The organism is Amycolatopsis sp. WAC 01375, from assembly GCF_003947325.1.
Lineage (GTDB): Bacteria > Actinomycetota > Actinomycetes > Mycobacteriales > Pseudonocardiaceae > Amycolatopsis.
Map to the genome: position 1 here is coordinate 1 of NZ_QHHW01000053.1, position 16,843 is coordinate 16,843.

Annotated in this window: 15 protein-coding genes and 1 pseudogene; 7 read left to right on the forward strand and 9 right to left on the reverse strand. The window is 68.4% G+C overall.

Going from position 1 to position 16,843, the window contains the following annotated elements; translation table 11 throughout:
- From DL991_RS34420 to DL991_RS34440, 5 genes and pseudogenes are all read right to left on the reverse strand, one after another.
- A pseudogene (locus DL991_RS34420) lies at positions 1–301 on the reverse strand (fasciclin domain-containing protein); the annotation flags it as partial.
- Positions 302–471: 170 nt separating this feature from the next.
- On the reverse strand, positions 472–1,473 hold the full coding sequence (locus DL991_RS34425) for a ferritin-like domain-containing protein (RefSeq protein ID WP_125788539.1): 1,002 nt from the start codon (positions 1,471–1,473) through the stop codon (positions 472–474).
- Positions 1,474–1,613: 140 nt separating this feature from the next.
- Positions 1,614–3,650 (reverse strand): DNA ligase D, encoded by a 2,037-nt coding sequence (ligD, locus tag DL991_RS34430; RefSeq protein WP_125788540.1) that lies wholly within the window; start codon positions 3,648–3,650, stop codon positions 1,614–1,616.
- Between the two features lie 129 nt (positions 3,651–3,779).
- Positions 3,780–4,937, reverse strand: coding sequence for an oxygenase MpaB family protein (locus tag DL991_RS34435; RefSeq protein ID WP_125788541.1), 1,158 nt, complete (start codon positions 4,935–4,937; stop codon positions 3,780–3,782).
- A 239-nt stretch (positions 4,938–5,176) separates the two neighbouring features.
- Positions 5,177–5,830, reverse strand: coding sequence for a TetR/AcrR family transcriptional regulator (locus tag DL991_RS34440; protein WP_125788542.1), 654 nt, complete (start codon positions 5,828–5,830; stop codon positions 5,177–5,179).
- A 109-nt stretch (positions 5,831–5,939) separates the two neighbouring features.
- Here DL991_RS34440 and DL991_RS34445 point away from each other — a divergent pair, with 109 nt between their 5' ends.
- From DL991_RS34445 to DL991_RS34460, 4 genes are all read left to right on the forward strand, one after another.
- Positions 5,940–7,055: a serine hydrolase gene (locus tag DL991_RS34445; protein WP_233599167.1), complete on the forward strand. Its 1,116-nt coding sequence runs from the start codon at positions 5,940–5,942 to the stop codon at positions 7,053–7,055.
- Positions 7,056–7,082: 27 nt separating this feature from the next.
- Positions 7,083–8,825 (forward strand): ABC transporter ATP-binding protein, encoded by a 1,743-nt coding sequence (locus tag DL991_RS34450; protein WP_199746579.1) that lies wholly within the window; start codon positions 7,083–7,085, stop codon positions 8,823–8,825.
- Positions 8,822–10,540: an ABC transporter ATP-binding protein gene (locus tag DL991_RS34455; RefSeq protein ID WP_125788544.1), complete on the forward strand. Its 1,719-nt coding sequence runs from the start codon at positions 8,822–8,824 to the stop codon at positions 10,538–10,540. Before DL991_RS34450 ends, DL991_RS34455 begins: the two co-directional genes overlap by 4 nt.
- 98 nt (positions 10,541–10,638) lie before the next feature.
- On the forward strand, positions 10,639–11,616 hold the full coding sequence (locus DL991_RS34460) for a teichoic acid biosynthesis protein C (RefSeq protein WP_125788545.1): 978 nt from the start codon (positions 10,639–10,641) through the stop codon (positions 11,614–11,616).
- A gap of 9 nt (positions 11,617–11,625) precedes the next feature.
- On the opposite strand, the gene DL991_RS34465 is transcribed toward DL991_RS34460, so the two are convergent.
- Together DL991_RS34465 and DL991_RS34470 are read right to left on the reverse strand one after the other, a co-directional pair.
- Positions 11,626–12,258: an MBL fold metallo-hydrolase gene (locus DL991_RS34465; RefSeq protein WP_125788546.1), complete on the reverse strand. Its 633-nt coding sequence runs from the start codon at positions 12,256–12,258 to the stop codon at positions 11,626–11,628.
- Complete coding sequence (locus DL991_RS34470; protein ID WP_125788547.1) at positions 12,255–13,340, reverse strand: S-(hydroxymethyl)mycothiol dehydrogenase; 1,086 nt, start codon at positions 13,338–13,340, stop codon at positions 12,255–12,257. Before DL991_RS34470 ends, DL991_RS34465 begins: the two co-directional genes overlap by 4 nt.
- A 151-nt stretch (positions 13,341–13,491) precedes the next feature.
- Between DL991_RS34470 and DL991_RS34475 the strand changes: the two genes are divergently transcribed.
- Positions 13,492–14,742, forward strand: a complete 1,251-nt coding sequence (locus tag DL991_RS34475; protein ID WP_125788548.1) for a LuxR C-terminal-related transcriptional regulator — start codon at positions 13,492–13,494, stop codon at positions 14,740–14,742.
- 11 nt (positions 14,743–14,753) lie between these two features.
- Here the strand turns inward: DL991_RS34475 and DL991_RS34480 are convergent, their stop codons facing one another.
- Entirely contained in the window at positions 14,754–15,173 is a 420-nt protein-coding gene (locus DL991_RS34480; RefSeq protein ID WP_125788549.1) for a MarR family winged helix-turn-helix transcriptional regulator, read from the reverse strand.
- 56 nt (positions 15,174–15,229) lie between these two features.
- Here DL991_RS34480 and DL991_RS34485 point away from each other — a divergent pair, with 56 nt between their 5' ends.
- Entirely contained in the window at positions 15,230–15,754 is a 525-nt protein-coding gene (locus tag DL991_RS34485; RefSeq protein WP_125788550.1) for a DUF6790 family protein, read from the forward strand.
- 17 nt (positions 15,755–15,771) lie between these two features.
- Positions 15,772–16,395: a TMEM175 family protein gene (locus tag DL991_RS34490; RefSeq protein WP_125788551.1), complete on the forward strand. Its 624-nt coding sequence runs from the start codon at positions 15,772–15,774 to the stop codon at positions 16,393–16,395.
- Between the two features lie 15 nt (positions 16,396–16,410).
- Here DL991_RS34490 and DL991_RS34495 read toward each other — a convergent pair whose 3' ends face one another.
- Complete coding sequence (locus DL991_RS34495) at positions 16,411–16,815, reverse strand: hypothetical protein (RefSeq protein ID WP_125788552.1); 405 nt, start codon at positions 16,813–16,815, stop codon at positions 16,411–16,413.
- Positions 16,816–16,843 lie beyond the last annotated feature (28 nt).

The following is a 16,843-nucleotide window of genomic DNA, read 5'->3' on the forward strand; positions in this document are numbered from 1 at the left end:
CCAGCTTGGTCAGCAGCGGGTTGGTCGACGCGGCGCTGGCGACGGGCTGCGGGCCCATCGAGTCCAGCGAACCCGGCGCGCTGCCCTGCGGCAACTGCGAACACGCCGGGCCGAACACGTCGGCGTTCGTGGTCACGCCGTCGGGCGAACCGGCCGTACCGGAGCTGGACATCGGGGCCGCGCTGGAGGGGGCGGGCGCCGGGGAACCGCCCGACGAGGCGTTGTCATTGCCGTTGCAGGCGGACAACGCCAGCGCGGCGACCGCGGTGAAACCGATTCCTGCGACACGAAGCTTGCTCACGAAAACAACTCCATTTGTTCTGCGGATGAATGAGCCCCTCGGCGCGGGCCCGCTTCTTGTGGGGTATTCGGTGCGAACCGCCCGGCGGACAGGTGGCCCGGATGACACGTTCGAGTGACGGCAGTGGGCCGGGCAAGACCAGTCGTCCCGCCCGGCCCCGCACGGCCCGCTCAGCCGTTGGCGTCGCTGGTGTTGACGTCGCCGTTGACACCCTTGGGGAAGAATCCGCCCGAGGTGGCGGCCTTGGGGGTGAGGTAGACGATGTTGAGAACCTGGCCTGGCGTACGGCTGAAGGCGATACCGTTGGCATCGGTGGGCACGATGTTCGCCCGGCCCTCGCGGTCGACTACGCCCTGGTCGAGATCGCTGGTGCCGTCGAGACTGTCGCGGGCGTTGGAAAGCTTCACGCTGGCTTCGCGCAGATCCCGGCCGAGCAGCCCGAGGCCGAGAATGCCGCCGCTGTGCTGGTAAAGGGCGGTGCGGATGTTGGCGGCGTGGTAGGCCTCGACGGCCAGGATCCCGGCAGCGGCCTCAAGGTAGGTCTTGTTGCTGATCAGTGGCGCGGCTCCTTTGTAGGCGGTGACGCCGACGTCTTCGAAGAGGTAGGCGGCGAGCAGGAAGTTCTCCTCGCAGGCGAACGCGTCGAAGCTCTGTCCTTTACGGACCAGGCCGGCGGCCTGAGCCGCCGCGGTGAAACTTGCCTGCAGGTCGATCGCCGGGCGGCTGACCGCCGCGGATCCGAGCGCGGTACGCAGAAACGCCACATGCGCCTTCTCGTCTCCGGCGATCTCCTGCGCGTACTGGCGCGCGGCCTTGGTCTTGAACCGCACCGCCCGCCCGCCGGTCACCCCGCCGCGGGTGCCGGTACCGGTGGTGAGCGAATCCGCCAATCCGTTGCCGGTGACGGCGTGCAGGTAGAACTCGGCCTCCAGATACTCGAGGTTCAACGCGAAATTGAGCACCGCGCCATCACTGATCTGGGCGGCTGCGGTCTCCTTGACGGCGGGCACGGCGGTCATCGCCGCCGCGGCGGGACCGGCGACACCACCGAGCGCCCCCGCACCGACGACACCCAGACCGGTCACTCCGGCCGCGCGCAGAAAACGGCGGCGGTCCTGTTCGTTCTCCGCACTACGGTTGATCATCGAGGCGGCATAGCGTTTGCCGAACACAGGCGATCTCCTTCCCGCCCGTCGACGACGACGGACAGGTGCTGACCTTCGCGGACAGCCTGCTTTCGTTCCCGCGGCCGCGGCGGCTTGGTCGGCTCACCCGGATCCGCCGCTACTTCGTGATCGGCCAGGGCCCCGTGTCAGGGAAGATCGGCTCGGGCCGTGTCGAGGCCGGCGAACAGGTCTCCCTGCTCGCCGACGCGGTCGAGGACGTCGTCCGCGGTGAACACCAGCTGCGCCGGACGCCGGCAGGAGCGGACCTCGTCCCAGGTGACCGGGGTGGAGACGGTGGGCTGGTCGCGACCGCGGAGTGAGTACGGGGCGACCGTGGTCTTCGCCGGATTGTTCTGTGACCAGTCGATGAACACCCGCCCGGTCCGCTGGGCCTTGGCCATCACGGCGGTCACGTCGTCCGGGGTCTCGCGTGCGAGGCGTTGCGCAAGTTTCTTCGCGTAGGCCGAGGGCGCGGCGGGATCGCCGGTGGAAACGGCGCAGTAGAGCTGCATACCCTTCGACCCGGACGTCTTCGCGAACGGCGTCAGCCCGTCGGCGGTCAGAGCGTCGTGAAGCCGTTCCGCGACGCGGCAACAATGCACGATCGAGGTGCCCGGCCCGGGGTCGAGGTCGAACACCAGCCGGTCCGGCGGACGACGGGCTCCGTCGGCGCCGACAGTCCATTGTGGAATGTGAAGTTCGAGTGCGGCCAGGTTGGCCGCCCACACCAAGGCGCCGAGTTCGTCGAGCAGCGCGTACGTGACCGCTTCACCGGCGCCGCGGGAGCCGGAGCGGGCCGGCCGCACGGTGGGAAGCCAGGCCGGTGCGCCGTGCGGGACGTTCTTCTCGAAGAACTGCTCACCTTCGACGCCGTCGGGAAAGCGGATGAACGTGATCGGCCGCCCGGACAGGTGTGGCAGCAGGACGGGGGCGATGCGGGAGTAGTAGTTGATGACCTCGCCTTTGGTGAACCCGTCCGGGTAGAGCACCTTGTCCAGGTTCGACAAAGTGAGGCGGCGTTCTCCCGCCTGCACGGTGATCTTCGGGCCGAGCCGCACGGGTGCCTCGGGTGGTTCCCCGGTGCCGGGCGCTTCGGTGGCGATCCGGGCCGGCTCGGCGCCACGGGGCCCGGGCTGCTGAGGCTTGAGGACCTCGCGAGGTTCCTTGTCCTGCCGGAGACCTCGCCAGGCCGTGTGGCGGAGGCGGCCGGCGCCGCGGGTGAAGTGCCGGTATTCGACCTCGCCCACCAGCACCGGGTCCACCCAGCGCGCCCGCACGGTGTCCTCGCGCGGCGGGGTGACGGCGAACGGATGGCTCCGCCGTGCCAGTGCGTCCAACCGGGTTTGCAACCGGGAGCGTTCGGCCTCGCTGAACCCCGTCCCGACGTCACCGATGTAGACGAGGTCGCCGGTGCCCGGATCGTGGGCACCGAGCAGAAGACCGCCCATGCGCCCGGTGATACGGCCCTGACCGGGCCGGTAACCACAGATGACGACCTCGGTGGTCCGGGTGAGCGGGTGTTTGAGCCAGGCGTCGCTGCGGCGGCCGGGGTTGTAGACCGAGGTGCGGTGTTTGGCGACCAGTCCTTCGTGGCCGCTGGAGACGACGTGCTCGAGCAGATGCGCCGGGGTGCGGCGGTCCGCGGCGAGTTCGGTGAAGGTGAAGCCGCGCACCGTGGAGATCCGGTAGGGATCGGGCATCGGCAGCCCGGTCAGCAGCAGGCGGCGCTCGTCATAGGGCTCGTTCAGCAACTTCTCCGTACCCAGCTGCAGCAGGTCGAAGGCGAGATACCGCACCGGGACATCGTCGAAAGGCTCGCCGCGGCGGCTCGTTCCGTGGGTCTGGAAGCGGCCACGGCGCTCCTGCAACGCCCCGAAGTCGATCTCCCCGGCCTCGTTGTAGACGACGATCTCGCCGTCCAGCACCGCGGCCCTGCCCTCCAGGGCTTCGGCGAGGACGCCGCCGAGACCGGCGAACTCGGCGGTGAAGTCGATACCGTTGCGGCTGGTCAGCACCGTCGTACCGGCGGGCGATATCCGCATGCACGCCCGATAGCCGTCAAGCTTGTACTCGTAGGCCCACTCGGGGCCTTCCCGCAGCCGGCCGCCGTCCGGTTTGGCCAGCATCGGCTCCACCCAGGCGGGGACCTCGGTGCCACCACGGCCGCCCGCCGTCCGCGCCATCACCAGCTCCCGTCGTCGGGCCTGCCGGACCCCGCTCGTCCGGCGGCCTGAAAAGACGGTAACCCGAACAGCCTAACAATGCCGGGTCTGCGCAGGTGGCGGCCGTGACAGCCGCCCTGCGTGAGAGCGTCAGGTCCGCTGAGGTGCGACGGGGCAGACGCCCGCGGCGAGCCATTTCTCGCGGAGGGCCGCCGGGATGGTCAGGGCGGTGGACTGTCCGTCGGTGAGGGTGCGGACGCTGCCGCCGAGCAGGAGATCGCCTGCCTTGTCGAGCACCGCCGTGGCCACCCGGCTGTGATCCTCGGATCGTTCCAGCAGTCGCATGGCCCGTACGCCCGCGCCGACGGCGCGACCCCAGCCGCGTGAGCGCGGCACCTCGAGCCAGTCGGCGACCTCTTCGGTGACGACCTGGCGGACCATCGCGGCGACCACTCCGTCGAAGGCCTTGCCGGGCACCATGTCTTCGTACAGTCGTAAGAGGTTGCGGGTCAGTTCGGTGCCTTCGGCGGAGGGACCGTAGCTCGCCTCGACGAGTCCGGCGTTCAGTTCTTGGGCCTCTCGCAGTGTTTCGGGCATCGCTTCGGCGGGAATGCCGAGCATCGCGCCCGTCACTCGCCAGACGTAGTAGTAATCCTCGGCTTCGCGGTCGGTCACCGTGACGCCCATCCGCCGCATCCCGTCGATGACCTGCACCGAGAAGATCAGCAGTGCTCCCAGCATGTCCTGCTGGCACAGCGGGACACCCTCCGCCTCGACGTCCCACTCACCGGATCTGGTGATGAAGTACCGGACGGCCGCGTGGATCAGCCGGGTCTTCTGGATCGTGGGCACGAAGGCGCCACCGGAACCGAACGGGTCGGGGCCCATGAGGTTCAGCACGAATTGGGAGGTCTCCGACAGCCGTCGGTGCGGCTGGTTGAGCCGGTGGGTCAGTGACAGGACGCGAGACGGCCGTGGCTGGGCATAGCAGTTCACCATCGCCCCGAACGACAGCACCGAAGCGACGTGCATACCGTCGTCGACGAAGAACTCGTACGCCGCCGCGACCCGCTCGAGATCCGCCCAACCCGGCGGTGTGTCGGTCTCGATCAGGTACCGGCGCACCGATTCCGGCAGGTTCTCCGGAATGGGTTGGTCGTTGTCCCTGAACTGCGCCAGGACCTCGTTCACCGCGCTCGTCCGCTCGTCGGCCACCAACTCGGCGACGACGGCATCGGCGAGCGGATCGCCTTGATACTTCAGTCTTTCCAGGGCCGACAGCCTCGGCGGCTCGAGCGTTTCCGACATCGGATCAGCCTTGTTCACGCCGGAATGCCCCGCTAGCGCCGTCAGGGGAAAGCTCGCACTCGATCTGATTGCGGCCGCGCTCGCTGTGCGTCACTCCGCGCAGCCGTCGATGCTCCGCGAAAATGGGCGCCACGATGGTGCTCGGGCCCTCCCTCCGGCAGGCGATCGTCCCGGCCCGTCTGATCGGCAGGGTCGCGTCCAATAGCGTGCGGCACCGAGGTGACCAGCCCGTCCGCCTCTCAGCCGATCGCGGCCTCGATGTGGGCGAGTTGGACGGCGAGGATCTCTTCGAACACGGCGAGGCGGTCCTCGCCGAGAGGGCGGACGTCGCGGGCGAAATGGGCCAGTGCGGGAAAGCGTTCGGGATCGGCGCCGAGTACCGCGACGCGGAACAGTTCCATTCCCTGTTCGTACTCTTCGGGAGTGAGGGTGCTGACCCCGGCCTCCGAGGCGATCAACGCCGCGATGAGAACCGCGATCCGGTGGTAGCGCGCCGGGATTTCCGCGTCGGGCAGCCCCGATTCGCGTAGCGCCTGCAGCACTTCTTCCATGACGAGGCGGGAACCGGTGCCGCCTGAGGCGTAGCGTCCCCAGACCGCGGCGAGCTGCGGGTGCTGACCGAAGGCCTCCCGCACGCGCAGGGCCAGGGTCGTGATGCGCTGCTTCCAGTCGCCTTCGGGCCGGTAACCGTCCATAGCGGACAGGAGGATCCGGTCGGCTACCGCGCGCAGCAGTTCGGTCTTGCTGCGGAAGTGCCGGTACAGGCTGGACGAATCGGTCCCGAGCACTGCCGCGAGCTTGCGCACACTGAAGGACTCGGTGTCGCCCGTGCGCAGCAACTCCGCCGCCGCGTCCAGGATGTCCTCGGTCGACCAGCGCCTTCTGCCTGTCATCTCACCCCTCTCGTCGAGCCCCAGCTTAACTTATGCACTTGGTGTTGCACGCACTGCGTGCATAATGGTGGCACGAGACGGACTCGGGGAAGACGAAAGGACGTATGTCGTGAGGAAACCGCTGGACTCCGCGAAGCTGACCATCGCCATCGAGAATGTCCACCGCGCCGGGATGCCTGGCCTGTTTGCGGAGGTGCGTGACGGCGACGAGGTCTGGTGCGGCGCCGCCGGGGTCGCCGACCTCGCCACCGGCCGCCCTGTCACCACCGACATGCGGCATCGCGTCGGCAGCATCACCAAGACCTTCACCGCCGCCGCCGTGCTGCAGCTGGTCGAAGACGGTCAGATCGGACTCGACGCGCCGATCGGCCGCTACCTCCCGAGGCTGGTTCCCGGGAGCCGCGGCGACGCGATCACGATCAGGATGTTGATCAACCACACCAGTGGCTTCGCCGAATACCTTCCGTATGTCTACCCCTCGCTCAAGGCGTTCCCGGCCCTCGCCGAAACCACGCCGCAGAGCCTGGAGGATCACCGGCACACCCGGTTCGACACCATCGAGCTGATCGAGAAGGGCGTCGCCGCACCGGCTTTCTCCGCGCCAGGCGACACTCCGGGGTTGTACTCCAACACCAACTATCTGCTTCTCGGCCAACTCCTGGAGCACGTAACCGGCGCCACGGCCGAAAAGTGCATCACCAAGAACGTCATCGAACGCGCCGGCCTGCGCGACACGGAGTTTCCCGATGGACCGCGGTTCGACGGCCCGCAGTCGCGGATCTACGAGGCGTGGTTCGGCAGGTACGAGCCGCCGCGCGACTTCAGCGTCTTCGACATGTCCTATGTGGGGCCGTCGGCATCGCTGATCTCGACCGTCTCGGATCTCAACCGGTTCTTCGGCCTGCTGTTCGCCGGGGAGATCGTCAGCCCGTCGTCGCTGGCGGAAATGCGGCGCACCGTCCGCGTCGTCTCCCAGGAAAGCAAGATCATCGACTACGGGCTGGGCCTGTACCCGATGGAGACGCCCACCGGCACCTTCTGGGGGCATGGCGGCACCGTCTGGGGTGCCGGCTCACTGGCCATGACCAGCGCCGACGGCAAGCGGCGGCTGGCCGTCGCGGTGAACATGCAGCGGTGGAACAGGTTCGACGCCACGGGCACTCCGCTGCCCCATCCCATCAACGACGCGCTCGCGGCGCTGTACGACACGGCGATGTGCGGCTGACCGGCCCGCCACGAAATCAGGAGAGCGATGACTACGACCGATTTCGCGGCGGGACAGTCCATGGCCGGACTGTTGCGCCCTTACAGATGGAGCTTCGGCGCCGTTGTCTTCCTGCAGGTGATCGGCGCGGTCGCGGGACTGGCGCCGCTGCTGGCGGTCGTCGAACTGGGGCGCGCGCTGCTCGTCCCTGGCCCGATCGATCACGATCGGGTCTGGTTCGCCGCGATCGCCGGTGCCGTCGGCCTGCTCGTCCGGCTGCTGTTCACCGCGGCGTCGTCCGGAATCGGGCACCTTCTCGACGGCCGGGTGCAATTGACCCTTCGCCGTCATCTGGCCGCGCGGCTGGGACGCGTGCCGATCGGCTGGTTCTCCCGGCGCCGGACCGGTGAGCTGGCCAAGGTGGTCGGCGAGGACGTCAGTGCCGTGCACCCGTTCATCGCCCACGCCCCCGGCGAGCTCGTCGCCGCGTTCGTGGTGCCGCTGGTCTCGCTGGTCTACCTGTTCACCATCGACTGGCGGCTCACGCTGATCACGCTGATCCCGGTGGCGCTGGCGCTGGCGCACATCCCGCTGATGATGACCCCGGCCCGGCTGAAACAGGAGAAGCGGTTCGACGCGGCCATGGGGCGGATCGCCGATTCCGTCGTCGAGTTCGTGCAGGGCATCTCGGTGGTCAAGGCGTTCGGCGGCGCCGGGCGCGCCCACCGCCGGTTCCGCACGGCCACCGACGACTTCGTCGGCGTTTACCACGGCTTCGTACGCGGCCTTTCCGTGCTCGCGGCCGGCATGCAGCTGGTGCTGTCACCCCCGTTCGTGCTGCTGGTCGTCCTGATCGGCGGCACCGTGCTGATCACGACCGGTGGCCTGCCCCCGGCCGACCTGCTGCCGTTCCTGTTGCTGGGACTGGGTTTGACCGCCCCGGTGGCGGCACTGATCGCCCACAGTTTCGACGATCTGCAGGCCGCCAAGCGCGCGATCGGCCGGATCAGGACCGTGCTCGAGGTCGCACCGCTGCCGGAGCCCGCGCATCCGATCGCGCCTCGGGGCCACCGGGTGGAACTGCGTGATGTCCGCTTCGGCTACGAGGCCGATCGCGAGGTGCTGCGCGGGATCGACCTGGTCCTCGAACCGGGCACGGTCACCGCGATCGTCGGGCCCTCGGGCAGCGGCAAGTCCACATTGGTCCAGTTGCTGCCGCGTTTCTTCGACCCGGCCCACGGTTCGGTCACCCTGGGCGGCGTCGATCTGCGTGAGCTCGGCAGCCATGACCTCTACCGGATGGTCTCCTTCGTCTTCCAGGACGTTCGCCTGCTGCGAGCCTCCGTCGCGGACAACATCGCGCTCGCCGTACCGCACGCCGATCTCGACGACGTGGTCCATGCAGCCCGGATGGCGAACATCCATGATCGGATTCTCGAGCTGCCACACGGCTACGACACGGTGCTGGGGCGGGAAGCCGGACTGTCGGGTGGCGAGGCCCAGCGGATCGCGCTTGCCAGGGCCCTGCTCGCCGCCACCCCCGTCCTGGTGCTGGACGAGGCGACCGCCTTCGCCGACCCGCAGACCGAGCAGGCGGTACGGCGGGCGTTGACGACGCTGGAGAGCGATCGCACGATCCTGCTCATCGCCCACCGCCTGGAGACGATCGCGGGCGCCGACACCGTCGTGATGCTGGACGACGGGTCGATCGTCGAACAGGGCAGACCCGCCGACCTGCTGGCACGGAACGGAAAGTTCGCCGCCTTCTGGCAATCCGAGGAGTACCGATGATCCCCACCCTGCTGCACGTCCTCGGCCAGGACTACGCCCGGCCAGTGCGTCGCACCGTGGCCTTGATGACGATGACCGCGGTCGTCGAGGGCGTGTCCTACGCACTGCTGGTTCCCGTGCTGACGGCCCTGTTCGGCAACAATCCCGCGGACGCGGTGCCCTGGCTGATCATGTTCGGCGGCGCGGTCGCGATCTACGCGGTGCTGCGCTATGTCAGCGATCTGTTCGGCTTCCGCGCCGGAACCACGTTGCTGCGGGGGATGTACCACCGCCTCGGCGATCATCTGGCCCGGCTGCCCCTCGGCTGGTACAGCACCGGCCGCGTCGGGGAGCTGTCCGTCCTGGCGGGCAAGGGCGTGCTGGAGACGATGGGCGTGATCGCGCATCTGCTGGGGCCCTACATCTCCGCCTTCGTCACCCCCGTGACGATCATCGGCGTGATGCTCGCCTTCAACTGGCAGCTGGGGCTGGTCGCGCTCCTCGCCGTTCCCCTTGTGGTGGCGATCCAGCTCCGGACCGGTCGCTCGGTGGCCGGGCACGATGCCGACCGCCACGAACGTGACACCGAGGCCACCGGCCGCGTCATCGAGTTCCTTCAGGCTCAGCCGGTGCTGCGCGCCGGCGGCCGGAGCGCCCACCGTTTCGCGTTGCTCGATGAGGCGCTGCAAGGACTTCAGCGCGCGTCCCGCCGTACCGTGCTGTCGGTTTTGCCCGGCATGATCGGCTTGACGCTCGTGGTGCAGGCGATGTTCACCGTGTTGCTGCTTCTGGGCACCTACCTCGCGCTCGGCGGGAGCATCGGTGTCGCGGAGGTGCTGACGATCCTGGTGCTGGCCGCCCGCGGCGCCGATCCTGTCCTGTCGCTGGCCGACATCGGCGGCAAACTCCGCTCCGCGCGCTCCGAACTGGCCAGGCTCGACGCGGTCCTGCGCACCGAGCCCCTGCCCGAGGCAGCCGACCCGATCCGGCCGGTGGGTCACGGCCTGGATCTGGAGTCCGTCACCTTCCGGCATGGCGATCGCACGGTGTTCGACGACCTGTCGTTGTCCGTGCCCGAGGGGCAGCGACTCGCCGTGGTCGGCCCCTCGGGCGCGGGCAAGAGCACACTGCTGCAGTTGCTCGCGCGCTTCCACGACGTGGACGCGGGCGCGGTGCGCGTGGGCGGCGTGGACCTGCGCTCCGTCGCCACCGAGGAGTTGATGGCGAGGATCGCCATCGTCTTCCAGGACGTCTACCTTTTCGACGGCACGATCGAGGAGAACGTACGACTGGGCCGTCCCGACGCCACCGAGGCCGAACTGCGGGCGGCCGCGAGCGCCGCACGGCTGGACGAGGTGATCGAGCGGCTGCCCGGCGGCTGGGCGGCGATCGTCGGCGAGGGTGGCACGCTGCTGTCGGGAGGCGAACGTCAGCGCGTCTCGATCGCACGTGCTCTGCTGAAGGACGCGCCGATCGTACTTCTGGACGAAGTGACCTCCGCGCTGGATCCGGTGAACGAGACCGCAGTCCACGAGGGCATCGAACGCCTGATGGCGGGCAGGACGGTCGTGCTGGTCGCGCATCGGATGCGGACGGTCCGGGGCGCCGATCGCATCGCCTTCCTCGACGGCGGCCGGATCGTGGAAGAAGGCCGCCATGACGAGCTGCTCCGCCGCGGCGGACGCTACGCCGACTTCTGGACTGCTTCCCTGGCACCGGCTTTGAGCGGGGACTAGAGAGCGGCGTGCCCGGGTTCGCGGCCGCATTGTACGAATCTTGTACGAGCTTGAAGAAGTTTCGATCGGACCTCGAAACTCGACGAAGGTGAGCGCTCATGTCCGAGCAAGTTTCTCGACGTTCACTGCTGCGCATGGGCGGCGGACTCGCCGCGACGACGGCACTGCTCGGCTCCGGCGCGATGTTCGCCGGACCGGCTTCGGCCGCGATCACCGCGATGCCGGTGTCCAAGCGTTTCGACCTCACCGAGCCGTCCTACGACGAGTTCCGCAGCAAGATCCTGCACGAGTCGCACCACGTGATGCAGGGCTTCGCCTTCGACAACCAGAACGTGCGCATCTTCATCGTGAACGCCCGCAACGGCGGGACCGGGGACGACCTGTGCATCACGCAGGTCAACTTCTCCGGCGAGATCCAGGGCTCGATGCATCTCAACAACGCCGGGCACGGTGTCTCGATCGGCGTCGAACCGGTGGGCACCGACTCCTACATCTGGATGGAATGCGACTCGGACGGACCCACCGGTGCCGGTCGCGGGACGGCGCTGGCCAGGTTCAAGTTCGTCAACGGTGGCACGCCGTCGGTGAAGAAGTTCCTCACCGGCAGCGACACGATCACCTGTGCCACCGATCCGATCAACAAGCGGATCGCGGTGCGCCGCAAGGAAGGCGGCAGGATGCACATCAGCGTGTACCCGCTGGCGTCCGCCGCGGCAGGCAACTTCAGCGCGCCGCTGGTGCACTTCCCGCAGCCCGCATTGTCCAGCGAGACGGTGACGTTCCAGGGGTACACCATCTACGGCCAGTATTTGTACACATTGGACGGTACCGGCCACGCGGATCCCGCCGACATCAATTCCTACGTCACGTGCATCGACATGAACACCGGCACGGTGAAGAGCCGCGCGCTGACCAAGGCGGGGCAGTCGCTGGTGTTCCGAGAGCCGGAGGGACTCGGGATCTACCGGAGCCTGGCCGGGGAAACCCGGTTGTACATGGGTTTCGGTTCGCGCAGCAGCATGGACAATATCAACCGCTACGCGAACCTGTTCTACAAGAACGTCCTCATCGACTGAGGCCGGGACTCAGTGTCCGCGGGCGATCCACTCGGCCAGATGGGGCGCTTCGGTACCGATGGTGGTGGGGTCGCCGTGTCCGGTGTGGACCTTCGTGTCCTCGGGCAAGGCGAAAAGCCGTTCCCTGATCGAGGAAATGATCGTCGGGAAGTCGGAGAACGAGCGCCCCGTCGCGCCGGGGCCGCCCGCGAAGAGCGTGTCCCCGGAGAAGAGCGCCTTGGCCTCGGGAAGGTGCAGGCAAACCGATCCGGGCGAGTGTCCCGGTGTGTGGATGACCTCGAGCTCCGTGCCGGCGACGGCGATCCGCTCGCCGTCCTCCGTAGACCGGAAACGAAGTCCGGGGTGGGTCATCTCCCACAGCTCCCGATCGCCCGGATGCAGCACGACCGGGGCATCCAGGTGTTCGCTCAGCATCGGAGCGACGGTGACGTGGTCGTTGTGCCCGTGAGTGCAGACGACGGCGACCACGTCACGGCCGCCCACGGCCTCGGTGATGGTCTTCTCGTCGTGCGCGGCGTCCACGATCACGACCTCGTCGTCGTCCCCGACGAGCCAGACGTTGTTGTCGACGTCCCAGCTCCCGCCGTCGAGTTCGAAGACCCCGGCGGTGACGACGCGTTCGATCCTCAGGTTCCCGCTCACAGGATCACCACCGAACGCAGGACCTCGCCGGCGTGCATGGCGTCGAAGGCCTTCTCGACCCCGTCGAGCGGGATCCGCTCGGTCACGAACCGCTCCAGCGGCAACCGGCCCTGCAGGTACAGGTCGATCAGCATCGGGAAGTCCCGCTCCGGCAGGCAATCGCCGTACCAGGACGACTTCAGCGCGCCACCGCGGGAGAAGAAGTCGATCAGCGGCATCTCCAGGCGCATGTCCGGCGTCGGAACGCCGACCAGGACCACCGTGCCCGCCAGGTCACGTGCGTAGAAGGCGGCCTTCCACGTCTCCGGGCGGCCGACCGCGTCGATGACGACGTCGGCGCCGAAACCACCGGTCAGTTCCTGGATCGCGGTGACCGTGTCGGTGTCGGAGGCGTTGACGGTGTGGGTCGCGCCGAGCTCACGGGCCCACTCGAGCTTCCGCTCGTCCCGGTCGACCGCGATGATCGTGCCCGCCCCGGCCAGCCGGGCCCCGACGACGGCGGCGTCGCCGACTCCACCACAGCCGATGACCGCGACCGAATCCCCGCGGCCGACGGCGCCGGTGTTGACCGCCGCGCCGAGTCCGGCCATCACGCCGCAGCCGAGCAGGCCCGCCACGGCCGGGTCCGCGGCGGGGTCGACCTTGGTGCACTGTCCGGCGTGGACGAGCGTCTTGTCCGCGAACGCGCCGATGCCCAGCGCCGGGGTCAGCTCGGTGCCGTCGGTCAGCGTCATCTTCTGTGTCGCGTTGAAGGTGTCGAAGCAGTACTGCGGGCGTCCGCGCTTGCAGGCCCGGCACTGCCCGCACACCGCGCGCCAGTTGAGGACGACGAAATCCCCGGGTCGTACGGATTCCACGCCGTCGCCGACGCTCTCCACGGTGCCCGCGGCCTCGTGACCGAGCAGGAACGGGAACTCGTCGTTGATGCCGCCGTCGCGGTAGGTCAGATCGGTGTGACAGACCCCGCAGGCCGCGATCGACACGACGACCTCGCCGGGGCCCGGATCCGGGATCACGATGTCCGTCAGCTCCACCGGAGCGTTCCGGGACCTGGCGATCACTCCGCGCACCTGCTGTGACATTCCCTGTTTCCTCCGCCGTTCGGCAACACAGGCATGCGCGTAGACGCATGCTTCACGTGAGGCTAAGCCCGTAAGCCTCGGAAGCGACCTGGTCATCGGTCCAGTGGATCCTGTCCTTTCGACCAGGTAATCCGGCGGCTAGGCTCGCTGGATGCCCGACTCCGCCGACCTGACCGCACTGCGCGACGTCATCGAAGGCCCGTTGCGTGAAATCGCCGACCGGTTCTCGCGCTTCCTCGCCGACCGCTGGCCGCATCAGGCTCTGGTCATCTTCACCCGGGAGTGCACCGGGCGGCCGCGCAAAGTCACCGGCGCCAGGGAGATCACCGACAAGATCACCATCGCCGAACTCGAAGCGCTCAAGGCGAGCGTGCCGCCCGGCCATCAGCTGACCACGACGGCCTCTCTCGGCGGCGCCACCCGGACCGTCTGGGCCGTGCAGGACCCGATCGGCACCCTGCTCGCGCTCGTCCCCCGGTCGAGCCGGACCCGCTTCCCGTATCCCGCTTCACTGGCCGAGGTCTTCGGCGTCGTCGCGACCTCGATCCGCCAGCAGGTGACGCAGGCCAGCCCCGACTACCTCGCCGAATCCCGCGCGGCCTCCAGCGAACGCGCCAGGACGATCGCCGAAATGGCCGCCGCGCACGAAACCGCGCTCGTCACGATCCTCACCACACTGCGGTCCTCCCGGCTGGACGACCACCGCGCCCGGCTCGCCGCGACCGACTCCGCCTCGGCCGCGCTGGTGGCGCTCCGGTCGGCCCAGAAAACCGATCTCGCACAGTCCGAAGAACCCGCGCACACCGCGTTCGGCAGGCTGCGGCGGGAAATCCGGCAAATGCTGCGCCACCACGACGCGCGACTGGACTTCGTCGCCCCGCCGAAGAACGGGCGGCCCATACCCGGCGAGATCGCCCACGCCGCCCGCGCGATGACCTGCACGGCGGTGCTGGCCTTCACCAGCCAACCCGAGCTGACCCGCCTCCGGGTCGCCTGGTCGACCGACAGCACCGCACTGCACCTCGACATCCGCGATCAAGGACCGGGCAGCCTCGACAGCGCCGGCCTGCGCCTGCAACTCGACGGACGCGCGAAAACCCTCGGCGCCACCGTCCGGATCGACGCCCTCCCCGAATGGGGAAGCCACGTCGCCATCAGCGTCCCCTTCGAACCGGCCGCGGGCCGGACCGACGAGACGCTGCCGTCGAATCTCAACCGCCGCGAACTCGAAGTGCTGCGGCTGGTCGCCCGGGGGCAGCGCAACAAGTCCATCGCCGACGCACTCGGGATCACCGAAAGCACGGTCAAGTTCCATGTCACCGGCCTGCTGAAGAAGCTGGACGTCACCTCACGCGGTGAAGCCGCGGCCCTGGCACTGAGCGCCGGAATCACCAACCTCTGAGTCCAGCGGACTCAGTCGGGCGCGAGGATTTCCGCCAGCCGAAGGGTGTCTTCGAGGTAGCGCTCGTAAGGAAAGCCGGCGGCGATGAGTCCCTCGCGGAACTCGTCGTAGAGCGGCTTTCCCGCGGCATGGAAGGCTTTCCGGCCGAGATCGGTGAGCCGGACCAGCCGCCGCCGCGCGTGTTCGGGGTCGACGGTGATCCGCACCAGACCGTCCGTTTCGAGCGGCCGCAAGGCCCGGCTGATCGCCGGGTCGGAGACCGACAGCGCCTGAGCGAGCCGGTGCTGCGTCGTCGGCTCGATGTCCTCGAGCGTGCCCAGAATCCGTATCTGACTGTAGGTCAAACCACCGGAGTCATCGGCGCGCCGACGGGCCGCTTCGCCCATCAGCATGACCACGCGGTGCAGCAGGTCTGCGAGTCCGTCATCCACGACCTCACCATACCAGAGTGTTGACTGGTTAATATTAACTAGGTAAGACTGATGTCATGGACAACTTCTCCTACTTCGCCCAATCCGCCTTCCCGCTGGTCTGGATCGTCGTGCCCGCCGCCGGAGCCTTCCTCCGCGCCCGCCACGCGACATCACCCGAGGAACGACTCGAGATCTGGCAGCGCTGGTGGGCCATCGGCGCCTTCGGCTGCGGCAGCCTGTGGATGACGATCGCTTTCCTCGCCTTCCCGGATGTCATGGCCACGGCGATCGGCTTCGACCGGACGCCCTTCATGTTCGAGATCGCCTTCGCCAACCTCGCACTGGCCGTCATGGGTTTCCGGGCCGCCTCGGCGTCCGCGCGTGAACGCATCACCATCGGCATCGGCGGCGGGATGTTCCTCTGGGGAGCCGCGATCGGCCACGTCTACCAATGGTTCGCGGGCGGCGACCACTCCCCCGGCAACACCGGCGGAGTCCTCGTCAACGACCTCCTGATCCCCGCGGTCATGATCATCCTCGCCGTGCGATCCCGGCGACTCGCGGCCCTCCCACGACCGGCCGCGGAAATCGCCGCCTGAGACCGCGGGAGCCCACCATGACGACACAGACCGGCCACGCGATCGGGAAGGCCGCCGCCGAGCGGCTCACCATCTTCGTCGACGCGGTGATCGCGATCGCGCTCACCTTGCTGGCACTGGATCTCCCGATCCCCCACGGCGACACCACCGCCGCCATGCTGAGCTCGATCTCGGCCCACGGCAAGGAGTACGTCGCCTTCGCGCTCAGCTTCGTGGTGATCTCCGCCCACTGGCGCGCCCACCACGAGATCTTCCCCTATGTCCGCTCGCTGAACGGCCGGCTGATCAGCCTCACCCTGGGATGGCTGTTCATGCAGGTCCTGATGCCGTTCGCGACGCGGGTGATCACCGCCGAGGGAGCCTTCCCACTCCGGTTCAGCCTCTACGCGATCGTCCAGGTGCTGGCCTCCGCGTCGTTCGCGCTGATCATCCGGGAGATCCGGCGCGAACACCTGTACCGGACCGACGGCCCGCCCCGGGTCTTCACCCAAAGCCTGACGCGGAGCATCTGCTTGGCCGCGGTGTTCGGGGTTTCCATTCCCGTCTCGTTCCTGACCGAGGACACCGGCGCGTACCTGTGCTGGCTCGTGGCGCCGATCGCACTCGCCATCGCACGCCGCGTCCAGGACCGCGAACCGTGAACCGACGCGTACGAGTCATGTCGTGCCGTGCGGGTCCGGCAGGGGGCGCACGAAGCCCGCGATCCGTGGCGTGACGACAGCGGTGCCGTCGTCGATCATCCCCCGCATCCCCTCCAGCACTCGTTCGTCCGGTGAGCCGTGCACCTGGAAGTCCACCACCGTGCAGTGCTCCGACACGGCGTTGATGTGGTTCTCGGAGATCCGCCAGTGTTCGAGAACCGCGTCCGAATCGGCGTACATCTGATAGCTGTAGGCCAGCATGCGATCAGCGTCCACGAACGTCTGCACCATCACCTGCGGCGCGTTGTGCTCGACGAAGTCGACGGCTTCGCGCACGGCGGCGGCGAACTGCTCCAGGTGGCCGTCGGTGATCCGCATGGTGTTCCGGAACAGGAGCATTTCGTCTGCTTCGAGGGTCATGGCCTCATGGTCGGACCTCGACCAGGCT

Bases quoted from the DNA above. Each gene is read 5' to 3' on its own strand.
- DL991_RS34470 (WP_125788547.1), bottom strand. From the start codon at position 13,340: ATGTCACAGCAGGTGCGCGGAGTGATCGCCAGGTCCCGGAACGCTCCG.
- DL991_RS34450 (WP_199746579.1), top strand. From the start codon at position 7,083: ATGACTACGACCGATTTCGCGGCGGGACAGTCCATGGCCGGACTGTTG.
- ligD (WP_125788540.1), bottom strand. From the start codon at position 3,650: ATGGCGCGGACGGCGGGCGGCCGTGGTGGCACCGAGGTCCCCGCCTGG.
- DL991_RS34435 (WP_125788541.1), bottom strand. From the start codon at position 4,937: ATGTCGGAAACGCTCGAGCCGCCGAGGCTGTCGGCCCTGGAAAGACTG.
- DL991_RS34460 (WP_125788545.1), top strand. From the start codon at position 10,639: ATGTCCGAGCAAGTTTCTCGACGTTCACTGCTGCGCATGGGCGGCGGA.
- DL991_RS34475 (WP_125788548.1), top strand. From the start codon at position 13,492: ATGCCCGACTCCGCCGACCTGACCGCACTGCGCGACGTCATCGAAGGC.
- DL991_RS34490 (WP_125788551.1), top strand. From the start codon at position 15,772: ATGACGACACAGACCGGCCACGCGATCGGGAAGGCCGCCGCCGAGCGG.
- DL991_RS34485 (WP_125788550.1), top strand. From the start codon at position 15,230: ATGGACAACTTCTCCTACTTCGCCCAATCCGCCTTCCCGCTGGTCTGG.
- DL991_RS34455 (WP_125788544.1), top strand. From the start codon at position 8,822: ATGATCCCCACCCTGCTGCACGTCCTCGGCCAGGACTACGCCCGGCCA.
- DL991_RS34495 (WP_125788552.1), bottom strand. From the start codon at position 16,815: ATGACCCTCGAAGCAGACGAAATGCTCCTGTTCCGGAACACCATGCGG.
- DL991_RS34440 (WP_125788542.1), bottom strand. From the start codon at position 5,830: ATGACAGGCAGAAGGCGCTGGTCGACCGAGGACATCCTGGACGCGGCG.